The following is a 14,966-nucleotide window of genomic DNA, read 5'->3' as shown; positions in this document are numbered from 1 at the left end:
GGCTCTGTCCACGCTCCACCCGCTGTTTCCCACATCCCGAAGGAGAACCGATCATGCCCGAGTCCTACACCCGCCGAGAGAACCGCCAGCGCGTCGGTCTGGGCTTTCGAGGCCTTCGTCGAGCCATCGCCGGCGCCGACATGTCCGACCTCGAAGCCAGGGCCGACCGCATCCGGTCCAGGGCCGAGGAGCGCGGCGAGCGCGAAGCCGACCGCATGTGGAGCGAGCTGGACGGCGCACGCTCCGCGGCAGCCGCGGCGAAGGTCAAGGCCGACCTCGCGACCGGCAGCGACAGGGCCTCGGCCCGCCGCGCCGCCAAGGACGCCGAGCGCAAAGTCGAGCGCATCCAGCGCAGGGCCCGCAAGTACCTCTGACCCGAAGGGAGCCCCGCCGTGGGCCTGTTCAACCGCACCAGCCGCCACCCGTCCGAAGACGAAGTCGTCCACGCAGCTGCCGAGCGGAAGCAGGGCCGCCAACGCCCCGCACGCCGCCTCGTCCGCGAGTCCGGCACCGGTCGCGACACAACCATCTGGCGGATCAAGTCCGCCGCCGGCGAGTTCGACAAGAAGGGATGACCATGCCCCAGCCCCTGCCCGACCAGACGGCCGACAACGAGATCGACGACAACGCGCGGATGCTCCTCAATGCCGTCGAGGACGCACTCGCCACGACCAGCTACCGCGACCCCAGCCCCACACCGCTGATCGGCGATGCCCCGCCCGTCGCTCAGCAGGGCCGGCCGCCCATGAGCCAGGGCGCCACCGACGCGAGCGTCCTCATGCTCGCCGGGGGAGCGACCACCGTCATGGTCGGCGGCACAGCAGCCGTCCTCATGTACGTATCGCAGTTCGCCGACCCCGTCGTATGCGGCCTCGTCTTCGGCGCCCCCACCGCCCTCGTCCTCGCCCTGGCCCGGCTCGCGAAGAAGGCCAAGAGCGCCCTGCCCGACGAGATTCACAACCACAACAACGGCCCGGTATACCAGGACCAACGCAACGTCCGCACCAAGAACGTTGGCGTGTGGGCGCGAACGAATATTCGAGAGTAGAGGAGCCCCGCGTGGCACCCGTGCAACGTCGCCGTTCCGCCCGATCTATGCAGGCCGAGGTGGCATTCATTTCTCGGTTAGATGCGCTCGGCGCGACACTTCTCGAACCGAAGTGGCTCGGAGTGGATGTCCCGCACCGCGCTCAATGCGTGGCTGGTCACGCGTGTGCGCCACGTCCATCGGATGTTCAGCGGGGAATTGGCATTTGTCGAACTTGCGTTGGCAGAGATCCCAAGGCTGCCGAGTCTTTCTTCCGTGAAAGACTGAATGAGCTCGGCGCAACACTCCTGGAATCAAGGTGGCTTGGGGTCATGCGGCCTCACCGCATTCGATGCGCGCAAGGGCACGAGAGTAGACCGCGACCGAAGAGCATTCAGCAGGGTAAGGGCATCTGCCGTACTTGCGCCGGCAAGGATCCGCTGGCGGCTGAGACCGCCTTTCGTGCCCGTCTCGACGAGCTCGGCGCGACCCTGCTTGAGGCCAAGTGGCTCGGCACTATGACTCCGCACAGAGTGAAGTGCGCGGCTGGACACGAGTGCGACCCGCGGCCGAACAATGTGCAGCAAGGAACGGGTATCTGCGCGCTCTGTCAAGGTCGCGCCTACGAAGTGTTCTACATCGTCTCCGACGAGGCGAACGACGCAGTCAAGCTAGGCATCACCTCCGGCGACGGACGGCGTCGCCTTGCTACACATCGGCTCGATGGGTATGACCGCGTTGAGCTCGTAATCGACGGTCTGACTGGTGGCGAGGCTGTCGCCCTAGAGCGAGTCTGCCTTTCAGCCCTGCGCGACGCAGGGGAACAGCCCGTGAAGGGCCGCGAATATTTCCACGCGCGTGCACTTGCGTTGATCCTCGATGTGGCACGCGGCTGGACGCGGAGCACGTGATCCGCCTAACAGGCACCGTCTACCAGGAGTACAGCGAGACGACGAACAACAACCGCTGGTGGGGTCGCAGCTCCACCCAGAACTGAAAGGGGACGCTGATATGACAGTCCTCGAAAGCCACTTCCACTGCCCCGACTGCGGGCCGCTGGTGCACGGCTCGACCCGTGCCATCTGCGGGCAGATCATCCCGGCCCCGGTTGTCGGTAACGGGCCCGAACGCAAGTGCCGCCCCTGCAAGCAGCAGCTCAGTGACCACAAGCGGAGTCACCGCTGACCCGCACCGCCCCTGACCCGCCACAACAGCGCGTCCCCGCAGGTCTAGTGCGGGGACGCTGCTGTGACCGTACAGGCCGAACGAATCCCCGATGCAACCGTGACCCGCCTTCACGAGTCCATCACATACGGATCAGCAATTCCTGGGGGGACTATGACCACCGAACTGCCACCGCAGCCCAACACCCCGCCCATGCCCAGCCATGCGCCGAGGCCTGCATCGAGTAGGCGCAAGACGTGGATCGTCGCCGCCATCGCCGCGGGGGCTCTCGCCATCGGCGGGGGCGCGTACTGGCTCAGCCAGCCGACCTACGAAGACATCGGCAACAACTGCGTCAACGCCCTCAAAGCTCGGGCGCACGGCGACAAGGGAAAGCCCGCAGCATGCGACGGGCTGAAGAAGGACGACTACGACGCCCTCGTAGTAGCCCAGGTCATCGACGATCTGGGATGGACGGACGACGACGGGAACTTCGACAGGAACAAGATGATCGAGGACGCCACACAGCCGTAGTCGCTACCCGGACGTGACAGGGCCCCGACCGGTGAATCCGGTCGGGGCCCTGCCTGTCAGTTCTAGTTGACGGCTGAACTGGGCGAACGTAACGTGTGTCTCACTGGACCTTTGTGACTCTTGAGGCCGCCGCGAAACGGCGGCCTTTTTGCTGCCCTGGAGGTGTCAATGGCCTCCGCTCTCGTCAACGAGGAAGCCGCCGCCTATTACGCCGGCCGACCTGGCGTGACGATCCGCCGGTGGGCTCACGAGGGACGCATCAAGCGGTACGGCTCCGGTCGTGGCCAGGTTCGTTACAACGTCTTCGAGCTCCCCAAGGCCGAACGCGATGAGTGGACTCGCGAGCTCATCACCCCTGGTGCGACGCCGGCCATGCCCGCGGGCCTCCGCGTCGCTTAGCTCGGGGTCAACGTCCTCCGCGGACCCCGATGCCCCGTCGTCCGCCCTTGCTGGCGGCGGGGCACCCAATCCTTCGAGGAGCCATGCGCCGAACGCTCACTGTCGCCGCGCTCACCGCGGCCTTCGTCCTCGGCCTCGCAGGCTGCAGCAGCGACCGCTGCAGCCCTGAGCCCGGCCCCTCCGCCACGAAGTCGCCGACGAGCAAGCCGCCTACGTCCGCGCCCCCGACGAGCAAGCCGCCTACCAGCGAGCCCCCTTCGTCACCGCACCCCAGCCCTGACACCTCCGACTGAAGGAGCTCGCCATGCCTCGCGTAGCCATCCCGGTAACTCAGATCACGCGCGCGGGCGTAGCGGCCCCGACCGAGGTCACCGGCGACGCCACGAACAATCACGTCGTCGCGAACAACGGCCGCGTCGTCCTCCTCGTCCGGAACTCCGGTTCGACCGTCGCGCGCACCGTGACCCTCCGGCTCCCCGGCCTGACCGACGGACAGGCCGTCACGCCCAAGACTGTGAGCATCCCCCAGTCGGCCAGCCGCTACATCGGCCCGTTCCCCACGGACGCATACGGATCACCGCTCCAGGTCGACGTCGACAACGCCGAACTCAAGCTGCTCGCGTTCGGCATCTGACCACCCCGATCGACTGAGCGAGGCAACCCGCAATGGCCCGCATCCAGATCCTCGAACTCCCCGAAGGGGCTGGCGACGAGCGGCCGCCCTTCGCCCTCGTCATCGACCAGGCAAACAGCGACTCGCTCGGCTCCCTCCGCCCGTGGCTCGAAGGGTGGGAGAACGTCAAGGACCAGATCGGCGCCCGCGCCGTCCTCGTCTTCGAGGACACCATCGGCATCCCCGCCAACGAGGTGCCGGTCGATCCCGACGGGTACCCGCTGAAGATCCGCATCGAGGGTGACTTCGAGAAGTTCCGGGAGCAGGTAGAAGAAGAGATCCAGTACGCGCATGGCAAGGTAACGCGGGCCCTGCGGTACTAGTCCCGGAACGAGCCATCGCTCCTGCGCTGGTGATTGGACAGCAGGTGCTTGCACTGCGGGCAATGCCGCATCGCGCCCCGCTTGATGGCGAAGCTGATCCCACACGTGCACAAGTGCAGGAACCCGGCACCCCAGTTCTGCATCATCCTCGCCAGCCCTGGCTTCGTACACGTCGTGCAGTCACGGCATCCACTGGCCATGTCATCCCCCTTGATAGCGGATCAGGCAGGCTAGTGCAGGCAAGGTGATCAATGTGCCCAGCAGGCTCAAGCCTCCATGTTCCAGGCCAGGTTGTGACCAGACCAAGCCATGCCCGGAACACGGCAGGGACAACAGGGCACGAGGCACAGCACGCCAGCGCGGCTACGGCACGAGGCATCAGCACAGGTTCAGGCAGGGCGTACTCGACGCCTGTCCCGTGTGCGTCCTGTGCAGGCAGCAGCCAGCCACCGAGGCAGACCACTGGCCACGCTCACGCCAACAGCTAGAGGCTCAAGGCCTGGACGCTGATGATCCACAGTACGGACGAGGGCTATGCAAGCCATGCCACAGCAGCGAGACCGCGAGGCATCAGCCGGGCGGATGGAACGCTGACCGACAGCAGTGATCACCATGCCGCAGGGCAAGGGCAGATGCACCGAGGATCATGGTCGACCGATGCGCAGTGCACGAGACGATCAAGGCCCGAGCGGGCAAGACACGAGCCGCCAAGATCATTGATGCAGCGAAGGCCCGAGTCGATCAGTTCCAAACGACCAAGAGGGCGGCGCGAAACCGCAGATCAAAGGGCCCATTTGGACCGCACCCACTCTGACCTGCGAAAACGCGCAAAACCGCAGGCCAGGGGTGGGGTACCCCCCATGATCATCTCCCCCAGAGACCGCCGGGGAGGGAAAATGCTAGCGCCGTAGATCTTGAATTTTTGATCTCAAGATCAACTTGGGGGTGATCTTCGATGGCCGTCCCCGGACGCAAGCCGAAGCCCCCTCTGCAGGTCGTCCGCGAGGGCAACCCCAGCAAGCGCCCTGTTCGCGAGGGCGTGAAGCTCCCGCCATCCGAGCTCGTCGAGCCCGACTGGTCGAGCTTCTTCCCGAAGATCCGTCTCCCGGCCAAGCCGCGCGCGCCGAGAGGCGCAGACGACGAGCAGCTTCGGGAGTACCGGGCCGAGGTCGCGCACTGGCAGCGCCTCAAACTCGCAGGTGAGGCTGCCGCGTTCGGGCATGAGGTGGCCGGCCGCGAGTGGCAGCGCGTCGTGCCGATCCTCCAGCACATGGCGGGCCTGTCGTCGGTGGACCGGTCCACAGCTGTGGACTACTGCGTGTGCGTGGCCCGGGTGGAGTGGTGCGAGCGGCAGCTGTCCATCGAAGGGCTGGTCACGATGGGGCAGCGAGGCCCGTGCCGTAACCCTCTGACGACGATCGCGTCGCAGTACCGGACGCAGCTGAAGGCGTACATCGGCGAGCTCGGGCTGTCGCCCAGCGCGCGGGGCCGGTTGACGCCGCCGGAGGGGAACGAAGACGACGAGGACAGCGTCTTCGATTAGAGGACCCCGGCGGGTGCGCTAACACCCCCGGGGCGTGGCCGACTTTGTAGGAGTCGACGTGGGTAACGCTACATGCAGCATTGAGGGTTGCGGCCGAGAGAGACTGGCGCGCGGCTGGTGCGCAACGCACTACCAGCGATGGCGCACCACTGGCTCGGTGGAGCTGGCGGCTAAGGCGAAGGTGCAACGGCTGTGCACCATTGAAGACTGCGAGAAGCCCCTGTTCGGGAAGGGTATGTGCAACATGCACTACTCCCGAGCACGGAGGCATGGCGACCCTTCTGCGGTGTTTAAGGTGCGGTACAACGGAGCGGCTTGCTCGGCCGACGGCTGCGCTGAGCCGATCCAGAGCCTGGGTCTCTGCGGCAGGCATTACCAACGGATGAGGGCCTTCGGCCAACTGGATCTTCCAGACCGCAGGACCCCTTGTTCTGTTGAAGGCTGCGAGCGCAACGGTGGAGACAGTCGGATGTGCTCGATGCACCGGAGGCGACTGGCGAAGCACGGCGACGTGAATGCGTTACGCCGCAACAGCTCGCCGCCAGAGACCTGTACGCGCGAGGGGTGTGAACGTCCGCACCTAGCGCGCGGCTTCTGCAGTGCTCACCTGGACGCTCACTACCGAGCGACGAACCCAGGGCGCTTCGCAGCTAAGGACGCGAGGCGACGCATGGGCGAGCAGGCTGGCATGACCCGAGCTGATCGTGCCGAGTCGGCCTGGTACCGGAACCTCAACCTGAACTCACCTTGCTCTTACTGTGGAGCCCCGGCGGACACGAACGATCACCTACAGGCAGTCGTCACCGGCGGCACCGACCACTGGTGGAACTTGGCTGCATGCTGCAAGTCGTGCAACAGCTCAAAGGGCGCGAAGGAACTGCTGGAGTTCCTGATGTACCGCCTGGAAGGCGGCATGGATGACGGAGCGCTTCCCGCCTGAGCAGCTGCCAGTGCCATACGAGGCGCTGGGCGAGTTGGGCATGACTGATGAAGAGATCCAAGAGGCCTGGGAATCCAGGCCTCTTGTGGTTGCCAACCAAGTTCCAGAGCAGCCGGGTTCGTGGTTCGACATTGAAGCGGCCAGACGGGCCGTCACCGCCATCGAGAGCTTCAAGCACACCAAGGGGCGTTGGGGCGGAAACTTCCTCCGCCTTGCCCCGTGGCAGAAGCTCTGGGTGATCCTTCCGGTGTTCGGCTACTTGTGGGATGACCCGGAGCTCGGCCGGCCGGTCCGCGTGGTGCGGTCTTGCTGGATCGAGGTGCCCCGCAAGAACGGCAAGAGCACCCTGTCGTCGGGCATTGGCTTGACCATGCTCTTGGCGGACCGCGAGGTTGGGGCCGAGGTGTACGCCGCAGCTGGCTCGCTGGAGCAGGCGAAGCGTGTGTTCGACGACGCGAAGCGGATGGCGCAGACGTCAAAGGCGGTAAAGGGCCGCGCCGAGGTGCTGACCAGCGTGATCCGGGTGCCGCGCACCGGTGGGGTGTTCCGGGCCCTTTCGCGGATCGCGGAGACTGCTCATGGCCTCAATGTGTCGGCGGCTGTGATCGACGAGGTGCATGTACACAAGGCTCGCGATCTGATCGATGCGATCGAGACGGGCACGGGCGCGCGTGATCAGCCGCTGATCGTGTTCATCACGACGGCGGATGATGCGCAAGAGGGCTCGATCTACGACGAGAAGCACTCGTACACGCGCAAGGTCGCGGAGAACGTGGTGCAGGATCCGGCGCACTACGGCGTCATCTGGGCCGCGGGTGAGACGGACGATCCGTTCGACGAGAAGACGTGGCGGCGCGCGAACCCCGGGCTGGGGACGTCGCCGACGCTGGCGTACCTGCGGCGTGAGGCGAACAAGGCGCAGGCCACGCCGAGTTACTACCCGACCTTCCTTCGGCTGTCGCTGAACATCCGCGAGAAGGCCTCGACGCGGTGGATCGACGTCCGCCAGTGGGACCAGGTCGCCGGCATGGTCGACGAGTCGAAGCTGAAGGGGCGCCGCGCGTGGGGCGGCCTGGACCTGTCCGCAGTCTCCGACTTGAGTGCGTTCGTGCTGGCCGTGGAGTCGAAGCAGCCCGGCGTCGAGGTGGAGCTGGTCTCCCGCTTCTGGCTTCCGTCGGAGCGACTAGAGGACCTGCAGCGGCACTTGCAGGTCCCGTTGGCGCAATGGGCCCGCGAGGGCTTCCTACACCTGACCGAAGGCGACGCGGTCGACTACGACACGATCGAAAAGCAGGTCCTGAAGGACTGCGCGTTCTATGACGTCCAGTGGCTCGGCTACGACCGCATGTTCGCCGGCCAGCTGGTGCAGAACGTCGACCGCGACACGAAGCGCGGCGTGAAGGTGACGCCGATCAGTCAGACGTTTCTCGGGCTGTCACCGGCCTGCAAGGAGATGGACCGTCTCCTGCTGGAGAAGTCGTTTCTTCACGGCGGGCATCCGGTGCTGCGGTGGATGGCCGGCTGCGTCGAGACGATCGCGGACGGCAACGACAACTACAGACCCACGAAACCCAACAGGCGGAAGTCGCAGACCCGGATCGACGGGATCGCGGCGACCGTGATGGGCCTGGACGGATATCTGCGCAGGCCGAAGAAGAAGAGCCGTATAGCGGTCGGATTCTGATGCGAGGGGGTGCTCGTGGCCCTTGCTGAGAAGCCGAAGCCGGGCGAGCCGCTGTGGTGGCTGGACAAGCTGTGGGCTGAGCTGGAGCAGCGCCGCGACTACGCGGACAAGATGCGCTGCTACTACTGCGGCGACCATCCCCTGGCGCGGATCGCCGACAAGGCTCGTGATGCGTTCCGGCGGCTGCTGCGGCAGGCGCGCTCGAACTACACGGGTCTTGTGGTGGATGCGACGGCGGAACGCATCCAGGTCGACGGCATGCGCATCGGCAACGGAGAGATGGGCGATGAGGAGGCCTGGCGCATCTGGCAGGCCAACAACCTCGACGCCGACAGTGACTTGCTCATCACCGAGGCCGTGAAGGTCGGCAGGGCTTTCATGCTCGTCGCTCCGAACCCGGCCGATGCCACGACCCCGATCGTCACGGCCGAGGACTGCACGCAGGCCATCGTTGCCTACGTGCCGGGCAGCCGCCGCGAGCGGGCCGCGGGGCTGAAGGTGTGGACCGACGACTGGACGGGCGCCCTGATGGCAACCGTCTACCTGCCGGGCGGCCTGTTCAAGTACACGGCGCCGACGCCGAAGACGGGCTCGATGGGGAAACCACGCTGGGAGCCTCGCACCGTTGAGGGTGAAGCGTGGCCAGCCCCGAATCCGCTCGGCGTGGTGCCGCTCATCGAGATGCAGAACCGGCCTGACCTGCTCGGCGGCTGCATGTCGGAGATCGAGGACGTCCTCGACATCCAGGACCGCATCAACAAGACCCTCATCGACCGGCTGATGGCGCAGGAGTTCAGCGCTTTCCGGCAGCGGTGGATGACCGGCTACGAGGTACCGACGGACGACAACGGGCAGCCGGTCGAGCCTTTCCGGGCCGCAGTCGACCGACTGTGGGTGATCGAGGACGAGAACGTCCAGATGGGCGAGTTCTCGGCGACGGACATCGGCCCGTATCTGCAGGCCGTCGAGTCGGACGTCAAGGACATGGCGGCGCGCACGCGCACCCCGAGCCAGTACCTCCTCGGCTCGATGGTCAATATCTCCGGGGATGCGCTGAAGGCTGCCGAGTCGGGACTCGTGTCCAAGGTGAAGCAGCGGATCCGCCCGTTCGGTGAGGCGATCGAGGAGATCGTCCGCCTGTACTTGCGGGCCGCGGGCGATGTTCGGGATCTCTCGGCGATCGAAGTGATCTGGCACAACCCGGAGTTCCGTACCGAGGGCGAGCTCGTGGACGCGCTCATGAAGATGTCGACGCTCGGCGTCCCGCGCGAGGCTCTGTGGGAGCGCTGGGGCGCGTCGCAGACGGAGATCGCGCAGTGGCGCGAGCAGGCCGACCAGCAGGCGGCGCGCATTCTCGGCGGCGACGTGGCCAGCCAATACGGTCCGAAGCCGGACACTGAAGTGACGGCGGGAGCGGCGGATGGCGACTCCGGCTGAGCTCGGACAGACCCGCTACCGGCAGGTGTCGGCAACGATCCGGGTGATCGTCGAGCAGATCCAGCAGCTGTGGAAGGGCCTGTCGGCGTCTTCGATCGAGGACGATCTTGCGGGCCCAGCCGGGGCCGCGATGCTCGCGGCCGTCACGGAGGGGCAGTTCACCGTGGCGGACGCGGCGCAGGCGTACATCGCTGCGCAGATGGCCGCGCAAGGCGGGACGGCGCTCGCCGAAGCCACGCTCGTCGCAGGCGCGTTCGCAGGGATCGCGCCGGACGGCGGCCCTCTGGAGACACTCCTGTTCCTGCCTGCCATCGGCGTGCGGCGTCGCCTGGCGGCCGGGCTTCTGCCGGAGGAGGCGATGCTCGGTGGGCTGGCGGACATGGCCCGCTACGCGTCGACCGCGGTCGCGGACACGGCGCGCTCGGCCGACCAGGTCGGCATGGCAGCGAACAGGAACTGCGTGGCCTACGTGCGCGTGGTGCAGCTGCCTGCGTGCTCGCGCTGCATCGTCCTGTCAGGCCAGATGTATCGCTACTCCGAGGGCTTCGATCGGCATCCGAACTGTGACTGCGAGACGCTGCCGCTGCGTCAGCACGAGTGGCCTGGCGTCCCGACGCCGAAGCAGCTGTTCGAGAGCATGTCGCCGGCCGAGCAGCGCCGCGTGTTCACCGTTGACGGGGCTCGCGCGATCGGCGAGGGCGCCGACGTCATGCAGGTCGTGAACGCGCGCCGGGGCATGGACACGGCGCACGTCCACGGCCGCAAGCTGCAGACCACGCACGAGGGCGCGACGAAGCGCGGTCTCTACGGCCGTAGCCGCCTGCGTGCCGCTGGCAAGGGCGATTTCGAGAAGACCGCTGGTCTGCGATTCGGCCAGGCCACCTCGCGGCGTTACGGCCGCACGATGACCCCCCGGCTGATGCCTGAAGAGATCTTCCGCATCGCCGATGACCGCGCCGAGCAGATCAAGCTGCTGCGCCGCTACGGCTACATCGTGTAGCCGATCTTGAGTGTCCCTGCCGCGAGGGCGGGGTGATCGGAAGGAGTCGGCCGCGATGGCTGACGAGAACACCAGCACGACCGACGTCAGTGACGACTCGGGGTCCGCGACGGATGCCGGCCAGCACGACGACGTCTCTGCCGGTCTCGGTGAGGCCGGACAGAAGGCCCTGGCCGCTGAGCGCAAGCGAGCGGCTGCAGCAGAAAAGACTGCGAAGTCGAGCCAGAAGCAGATCGAAGATCTGTCTCGGCAGCTGCAGGAGTTCCAGGACCGCGACAAGACGGACGCGCAGAAGCTCACCGAGGCCAAGACGGCCGCGGAGAAGCAGGCTGCGGACGCCACGGCGCGGCTGCTCCGCTACGAGGTCGCCGCGGCGAAGAAGTTGCCCGCTGAGTGGGCGGCCCGGCTGCAGGGCTCCACACAGGAGGCCCTGGAGGCCGACGCCGACGCGCTGCTCGAGGCGCTCGGTACGCAGCAGCAGCGGAACACCCCGAGCTACGACGGCGGTGTGCGCACGGGCGCACCCGCCACCACCGACATGAACGCCCTGATCCGCCAGAAGGCGGGCCTGGGCTGATCCCCCTCCGGCGCGGCTCGTTCCGGCCGGGTCTCACCCATGCATTGGAGGCACTGAGCCGTGCCGTACAACAACATCACTTCGCGTACCGACGCTTCGGCCCTGATCCCCGAGGAAGTCTCGAACGAGATGCTCGGGAAGGCGCTTGAGCAGTCGGCGACGCTCAGCCTGTTCCGTCGAGTGCCGGTCGGCCGCGGCCAGGTCCGGTTCCCGGTCCTCAGCGCGCTGCCGACGGCGTACTTCGTCACCGGTGACACGGGTCTGAAGCAGACCACCGAGGTCAACTGGACGAACAAGTTCCTCAACGTCGAAGAGATCGCGGCGATCATGCCGGTCCCGGACAACGTCCTGGCCGACGTGGACGCGAACGTGTGGGACGAGGCGGCGCCTCTGATCACCGAAGCGTTCGGCCGCACCCTCGACGCCGCCGTGTTCTTCGGCACCAACGCGCCGGCCTCGTGGCCCACCAGCATCGCCGCCGCGGCGACCGCGGCCGGCAACGCTGTGACCGCGAACTCGGCGGCCACGGCCGGTGGGTTCTTCGGCGACATCGACAACGGCTACGAGAAGGTCGAGGGCGATGGCTTCGAGGTCGACGGCTTCGTCGGCGCCACGTCGGTCAAGTCCAAGCTCCGCAAGTCCCGCGACTCGCAGGGCAAGAAGCTCGACGAGACGCGCGTGAACGGCGCTCTGTCGATGATCGACGGTATGCCGGTCGTCTACCCGATGCGCGGCCTGTTCCCGACCGCGTCCGGGTCGCCCCAGCTGTTCATGGGCGACTGGTCGCAGTTCGTCGTCGGTGTCCGCTCGGACATCTCGATGAAGATCCTCGACCAGGCCGTCATCCAGGACAACACCGGGGCGATCATCTACAACCTCGCCCAACAGGACATGACGGCGATCCGCCTCACGTTCCGCGTCGGCTGGCAGGTCTCCAACACCATCAACAACGACCAGCCGACCGAGGCCAGCCGCTACCCGGTGGCCCGTCTCGACCTGCCGTAAGGAGGCTGAGCCATGGTCGCAGGACGCAGCAACGAAGCGCGCACGGTCACTATCGGCACGACCAACGCGAGCACGGCCATCACGGCGGCGGCCGGTGTCTTCCACGAGGAGGACGCCGGACGCACGATCACCGGCACCGGCATCCCCGCCGCGGCGACGATCGCCTCGGTCACGTCGGACACCGCGGCGGTGCTCTCCGCAGCCGCCAGCGCCACCGGCTCCCCGTCGGTGACGCTGGGCCGCGCGCAGCCGCAGGCCTACGGGTTCGGCGGCTGGTCCCCGGAGACCGACGCCGAGTCGGAGACATACACCGTGGCCGCCGTGAACGCGGGCACGGCGACGCCGGACCGGCTGACGAACACGTACACGCCGGTCACACAGAGGGCGAGGGGCTGACATGGCGGCACGCAAGGCCACGGCCAAGGAGCCGGAAGAATCGGAGCAGCCCGAGGCCACCGAGGCAGAGACCACGGAGGCCGCGGCGACGGAGGCCGACGAGGTCCACGAGCGCGGCGGCTGGGATGTCGGCTACCGCGGCGACCGCGTCGACCCAGAGGACGACGACGCCTACACGGTGTCCGGAGTTCTGAAGGCCGCTCAGAGCGGCGACGCCAAGAGCGGCGACGAGTAGACGGGGAGGCCACCATGCCACTGCCTTCGCTGGCTACGGTGGCCGACCTCGCCACCCTCCTGGGCCGGACGTTCACCCCTCAGCAGGAGCTGCAGGCACAGGCATTGCTGGACCAGGCGTCCAGCGTGGTCCGTGCCTACGTCCGGCAGGACATCACCAAAGCGACGACGACGGACACGTTCACGATGCGGCGCGTGGACGCCCTGCGCTACGGCTGCGCGGGGATGGTCACGCTGCCGCAGCGTCCGATCGAGTCCGTGACGTCTGTGCAGGTCAACGGCGTGGAAACTGCGGATTGGTGGCTGGACGGCAATGAGCTGCTGTTGAGGGCCTGGTCGTGGGCGCGCCCGCCTGCCGCGCACCAGCCGCCGCAGGCGACGGTCACGTACACGCATGGCTGGGATCCGGTCCCAGGGGACATCGCGGCGATCGTTATGCAGGCCGTGAACCGAGTCATGGTCAACCCGTCGCAGCTGCGCTCGGAGACAGTGGGCGGCGAGTCCGTTACCTACCTGATCCCGACCACAGGCGAGGCTCTCGGCATCCTCCTGTCGAAGACAGAGATGCGGGTCTTGGACCGCTACCGGCGCACCTCTGCAACAGTGCGGATCAGGAGCGTCTGATGCTGTTCCTGCAGAGCATCACGATCGTCCGGCCCGCGACAGTGACGGACGAGTACGGCAACGAGCAGGACGACTGGGGCCCCGGCGCCACCCGTATCCCGGTGGACGGCGTCAATGTCCAGCCGCAAGGCGGATCCGTCGAGGACACGGACGACCGGCAGGTCACCGTGACCGGCTGGCGCCTGTACACGCCGAGGCGGATGGATCTGGACCTGCGCGAGACCGACCGCATCGAGTCGGACGGGATGACGCTCCAGGTCACGGGCGAAGTCGCCCGATGGCCAGCCCCGGGCGGCGGCGTCCACCACATCGAAGCCGACCTTAAGGAGGTCGACTGATGCCCTCCACGTCGTTCCGCTACGTACCCAACCCGCGCGCATTCCAGGAGTTCGCGCGTTCCCCGGCCGTAGAGACCCTGGTCAAAGAGGCTGCGGATCGCGGTGCCGCCGCGGCCCGCGCCATCGCCCCCAAGTACACAGGCCTGACGTACACCAGCGGCCGCAAAAACGAGTACGTGAAGAGCATCTACTCGGCGGCGAACCTGAGGCCCAACGGCTGGCGTGCCGAGTTCGGGGCGACGGCACCGTGGACGCTGCAGGTCGAGTTCGGGTCCGGCCGCCCCGCAACCAGTCGCAACCGCCCGCAGACGGGCCGGTCGCCGAAAACCCGCACGCTCGGGCGTGCCCTGGACACATTGAGGAGCGCCTGATGCCCCGCATCGAACTCGCCTACTGGCACGGCACCCATCAGCCCGGCGACGTGATCGACGTCGATGACGTGCAGCTGCGGGAGATGCAGCGTGACGGACGCGTCGCCCGAGTCGTTACCTCCGCCGCGGCTCCGGAGCCGACGCCGGCCGCCGAGCCCGAGGCGCCGGAGCCGGGCCGCAAGCGGCGATGACAGCCCCGGCGGCAATGCCAGACATCGAGCTGGTCGCTGCCACCTATCTCAGGTCCCTGCTGCCAGGCGTGTTCGTGGGCACCGAGTGGCCGGCCACTATCGCCGAGCGACTCCCCGTCGTGGCGGTGTCCCTCGGCGGCGGCGGCTCGCGGCAGCGGTCCATCACCGCCGACAGGGTCCTCGACATCGACGTCCTGGCGGCCACCAAGTCTCAGGCTCGGCAGCTGGTCGCGGACGTCTCCGCTCATCTGCTGGCTGCGGCCGGCACTGCCCTGCCGGGCGCCCGTATCTACGGCGTCGATGAGACGAGCGTGGTGTGGCTGCCGTTCGAGGCAGCGTCCGAGACCGACCCGATCCCGCGGTACGTGCTCGTGATGAGCATGGTCATCCGCCCCGCGTAGCTCGACCAACCCGCGCCCCCATACCCATTCACCCGTCGGCATTCTGGCCGCACGGGTCCTCGCTATGCCTGGAGGCATCCCGTGGCGAACGACGCCGACAACGTG

The 14,966-nt window shown here is 67.3% G+C and carries 23 protein-coding genes; all 23 read left to right on the top strand.

The features are described from left to right. Positions 1 to 53: 53 nt before the first annotated feature. The 23 genes from VIU94_RS18465 (at position 54) to VIU94_RS18355 (ending at position 14,861) form a co-directional block, all read left to right on the top strand. Positions 54 to 374, top strand: coding sequence for a hypothetical protein (locus VIU94_RS18465; RefSeq protein WP_331912867.1), 321 nt, complete (start codon positions 54 to 56; stop codon positions 372 to 374). Positions 375 to 392: 18 nt separating this feature from the next. Then, positions 393 to 575: a hypothetical protein gene (locus VIU94_RS18460; RefSeq protein ID WP_331912865.1), complete on the top strand. Its 183-nt coding sequence runs from the start codon at positions 393 to 395 to the stop codon at positions 573 to 575. Then, positions 572 to 1,048 (top strand): hypothetical protein, encoded by a 477-nt coding sequence (locus VIU94_RS18455; RefSeq protein ID WP_414720970.1) that lies wholly within the window; start codon positions 572 to 574, stop codon positions 1,046 to 1,048. The genes VIU94_RS18460 and VIU94_RS18455 overlap by 4 nt, the downstream gene beginning before the upstream one ends. A 608-nt stretch (positions 1,049 to 1,656) precedes the next feature. After that, complete coding sequence (locus VIU94_RS18450) at positions 1,657 to 1,938, top strand: hypothetical protein (protein WP_331912863.1); 282 nt, start codon at positions 1,657 to 1,659, stop codon at positions 1,936 to 1,938. A gap of 100 nt (positions 1,939 to 2,038) precedes the next feature. Continuing rightward, a complete protein-coding gene (locus tag VIU94_RS18445) occupies positions 2,039 to 2,212 on the top strand; it encodes a hypothetical protein (protein ID WP_331912861.1) in 174 nt (57 codons plus the stop codon). 153 nt (positions 2,213 to 2,365) lie between these two features. Continuing rightward, complete coding sequence (locus tag VIU94_RS18440; RefSeq protein WP_331912859.1) at positions 2,366 to 2,725, top strand: hypothetical protein; 360 nt, start codon at positions 2,366 to 2,368, stop codon at positions 2,723 to 2,725. A gap of 168 nt (positions 2,726 to 2,893) precedes the next feature. Then, positions 2,894 to 3,124: a DNA-binding protein gene (locus VIU94_RS18435; protein ID WP_331912857.1), complete on the top strand. Its 231-nt coding sequence runs from the start codon at positions 2,894 to 2,896 to the stop codon at positions 3,122 to 3,124. A gap of 304 nt (positions 3,125 to 3,428) precedes the next feature. Continuing rightward, positions 3,429 to 3,758 (top strand): hypothetical protein, encoded by a 330-nt coding sequence (locus VIU94_RS18430; protein WP_331912855.1) that lies wholly within the window; start codon positions 3,429 to 3,431, stop codon positions 3,756 to 3,758. A 32-nt stretch (positions 3,759 to 3,790) separates the two neighbouring features. Further along, entirely contained in the window at positions 3,791 to 4,120 is a 330-nt protein-coding gene (locus VIU94_RS18425; RefSeq protein ID WP_331912853.1) for a hypothetical protein, read from the top strand. Positions 4,121 to 5,075: 955 nt separating this feature from the next. After that, on the top strand, positions 5,076 to 5,663 hold the full coding sequence (locus VIU94_RS18420; protein ID WP_331912851.1) for a phage terminase small subunit P27 family: 588 nt from the start codon (positions 5,076 to 5,078) through the stop codon (positions 5,661 to 5,663). Positions 5,664 to 6,333: 670 nt separating this feature from the next. Further along, a complete protein-coding gene (locus VIU94_RS18415) occupies positions 6,334 to 6,603 on the top strand; it encodes an HNH endonuclease (RefSeq protein WP_331912849.1) in 270 nt (89 codons plus the stop codon). Continuing rightward, positions 6,581 to 8,287 (top strand): terminase large subunit, encoded by a 1,707-nt coding sequence (locus VIU94_RS18410; RefSeq protein WP_331912847.1) that lies wholly within the window; start codon positions 6,581 to 6,583, stop codon positions 8,285 to 8,287. The genes VIU94_RS18415 and VIU94_RS18410 overlap by 23 nt, the downstream gene beginning before the upstream one ends. Positions 8,288 to 8,302: 15 nt before the next feature. After that, a complete protein-coding gene (locus VIU94_RS18405) occupies positions 8,303 to 9,724 on the top strand; it encodes a phage portal protein (RefSeq protein WP_331912845.1) in 1,422 nt (473 codons plus the stop codon). Further along, the gene (locus tag VIU94_RS18400; protein WP_331912843.1) at positions 9,708 to 10,724 is read left to right on the top strand and encodes a hypothetical protein; all 1,017 of its coding nucleotides are present in this window, start codon (positions 9,708 to 9,710) and stop codon (positions 10,722 to 10,724) included. Before VIU94_RS18405 ends, VIU94_RS18400 begins: the two co-directional genes overlap by 17 nt. Positions 10,725 to 10,779: 55 nt before the next feature. Continuing rightward, the gene (locus VIU94_RS18395; protein WP_331912841.1) at positions 10,780 to 11,301 is read left to right on the top strand and encodes a hypothetical protein; all 522 of its coding nucleotides are present in this window, start codon (positions 10,780 to 10,782) and stop codon (positions 11,299 to 11,301) included. Between the two features lie 60 nt (positions 11,302 to 11,361). After that, positions 11,362 to 12,306 (top strand): phage major capsid protein, encoded by a 945-nt coding sequence (locus tag VIU94_RS18390; RefSeq protein WP_331912839.1) that lies wholly within the window; start codon positions 11,362 to 11,364, stop codon positions 12,304 to 12,306. A gap of 12 nt (positions 12,307 to 12,318) precedes the next feature. Beyond that, the gene (locus VIU94_RS18385; protein WP_331912837.1) at positions 12,319 to 12,702 is read left to right on the top strand and encodes a hypothetical protein; all 384 of its coding nucleotides are present in this window, start codon (positions 12,319 to 12,321) and stop codon (positions 12,700 to 12,702) included. 1 nt (position 12,703) lies between these two features. Then, positions 12,704 to 12,937, top strand: a complete 234-nt coding sequence (locus tag VIU94_RS18380) for a hypothetical protein (RefSeq protein WP_331912835.1) — start codon at positions 12,704 to 12,706, stop codon at positions 12,935 to 12,937. Positions 12,938 to 12,975: 38 nt separating this feature from the next. After that, positions 12,976 to 13,560 carry a hypothetical protein gene (locus tag VIU94_RS18375; RefSeq protein WP_331912833.1) on the top strand — a complete coding sequence of 195 codons (585 nt, stop codon included), beginning with the start codon at positions 12,976 to 12,978 and terminating at the stop codon, positions 13,558 to 13,560. Continuing rightward, on the top strand, positions 13,560 to 13,898 hold the full coding sequence (locus tag VIU94_RS18370; RefSeq protein ID WP_331912831.1) for a hypothetical protein: 339 nt from the start codon (positions 13,560 to 13,562) through the stop codon (positions 13,896 to 13,898). The genes VIU94_RS18375 and VIU94_RS18370 overlap by 1 nt, the downstream gene beginning before the upstream one ends. Continuing rightward, positions 13,898 to 14,269 carry a hypothetical protein gene (locus tag VIU94_RS18365; protein ID WP_331912829.1) on the top strand — a complete coding sequence of 124 codons (372 nt, stop codon included), beginning with the start codon at positions 13,898 to 13,900 and terminating at the stop codon, positions 14,267 to 14,269. Before VIU94_RS18370 ends, VIU94_RS18365 begins: the two co-directional genes overlap by 1 nt. Further along, a complete protein-coding gene (locus VIU94_RS18360) occupies positions 14,269 to 14,460 on the top strand; it encodes a hypothetical protein (RefSeq protein WP_331912827.1) in 192 nt (63 codons plus the stop codon). Before VIU94_RS18365 ends, VIU94_RS18360 begins: the two co-directional genes overlap by 1 nt. 14 nt (positions 14,461 to 14,474) lie before the next feature. Then, positions 14,475 to 14,861 carry a phage tail termination protein gene (locus tag VIU94_RS18355; RefSeq protein ID WP_331912825.1) on the top strand — a complete coding sequence of 129 codons (387 nt, stop codon included), beginning with the start codon at positions 14,475 to 14,477 and terminating at the stop codon, positions 14,859 to 14,861. The last annotated feature ends 105 nt before the right edge of the window (positions 14,862 to 14,966 follow it).

The sequence above is a fragment of the Streptomyces sp. genome, from assembly GCF_036566765.1.
Lineage (GTDB): Bacteria > Actinomycetota > Actinomycetes > Streptomycetales > Streptomycetaceae > Streptomyces.
This window is presented reverse-complemented; position numbering and strand designations above follow the sequence as displayed.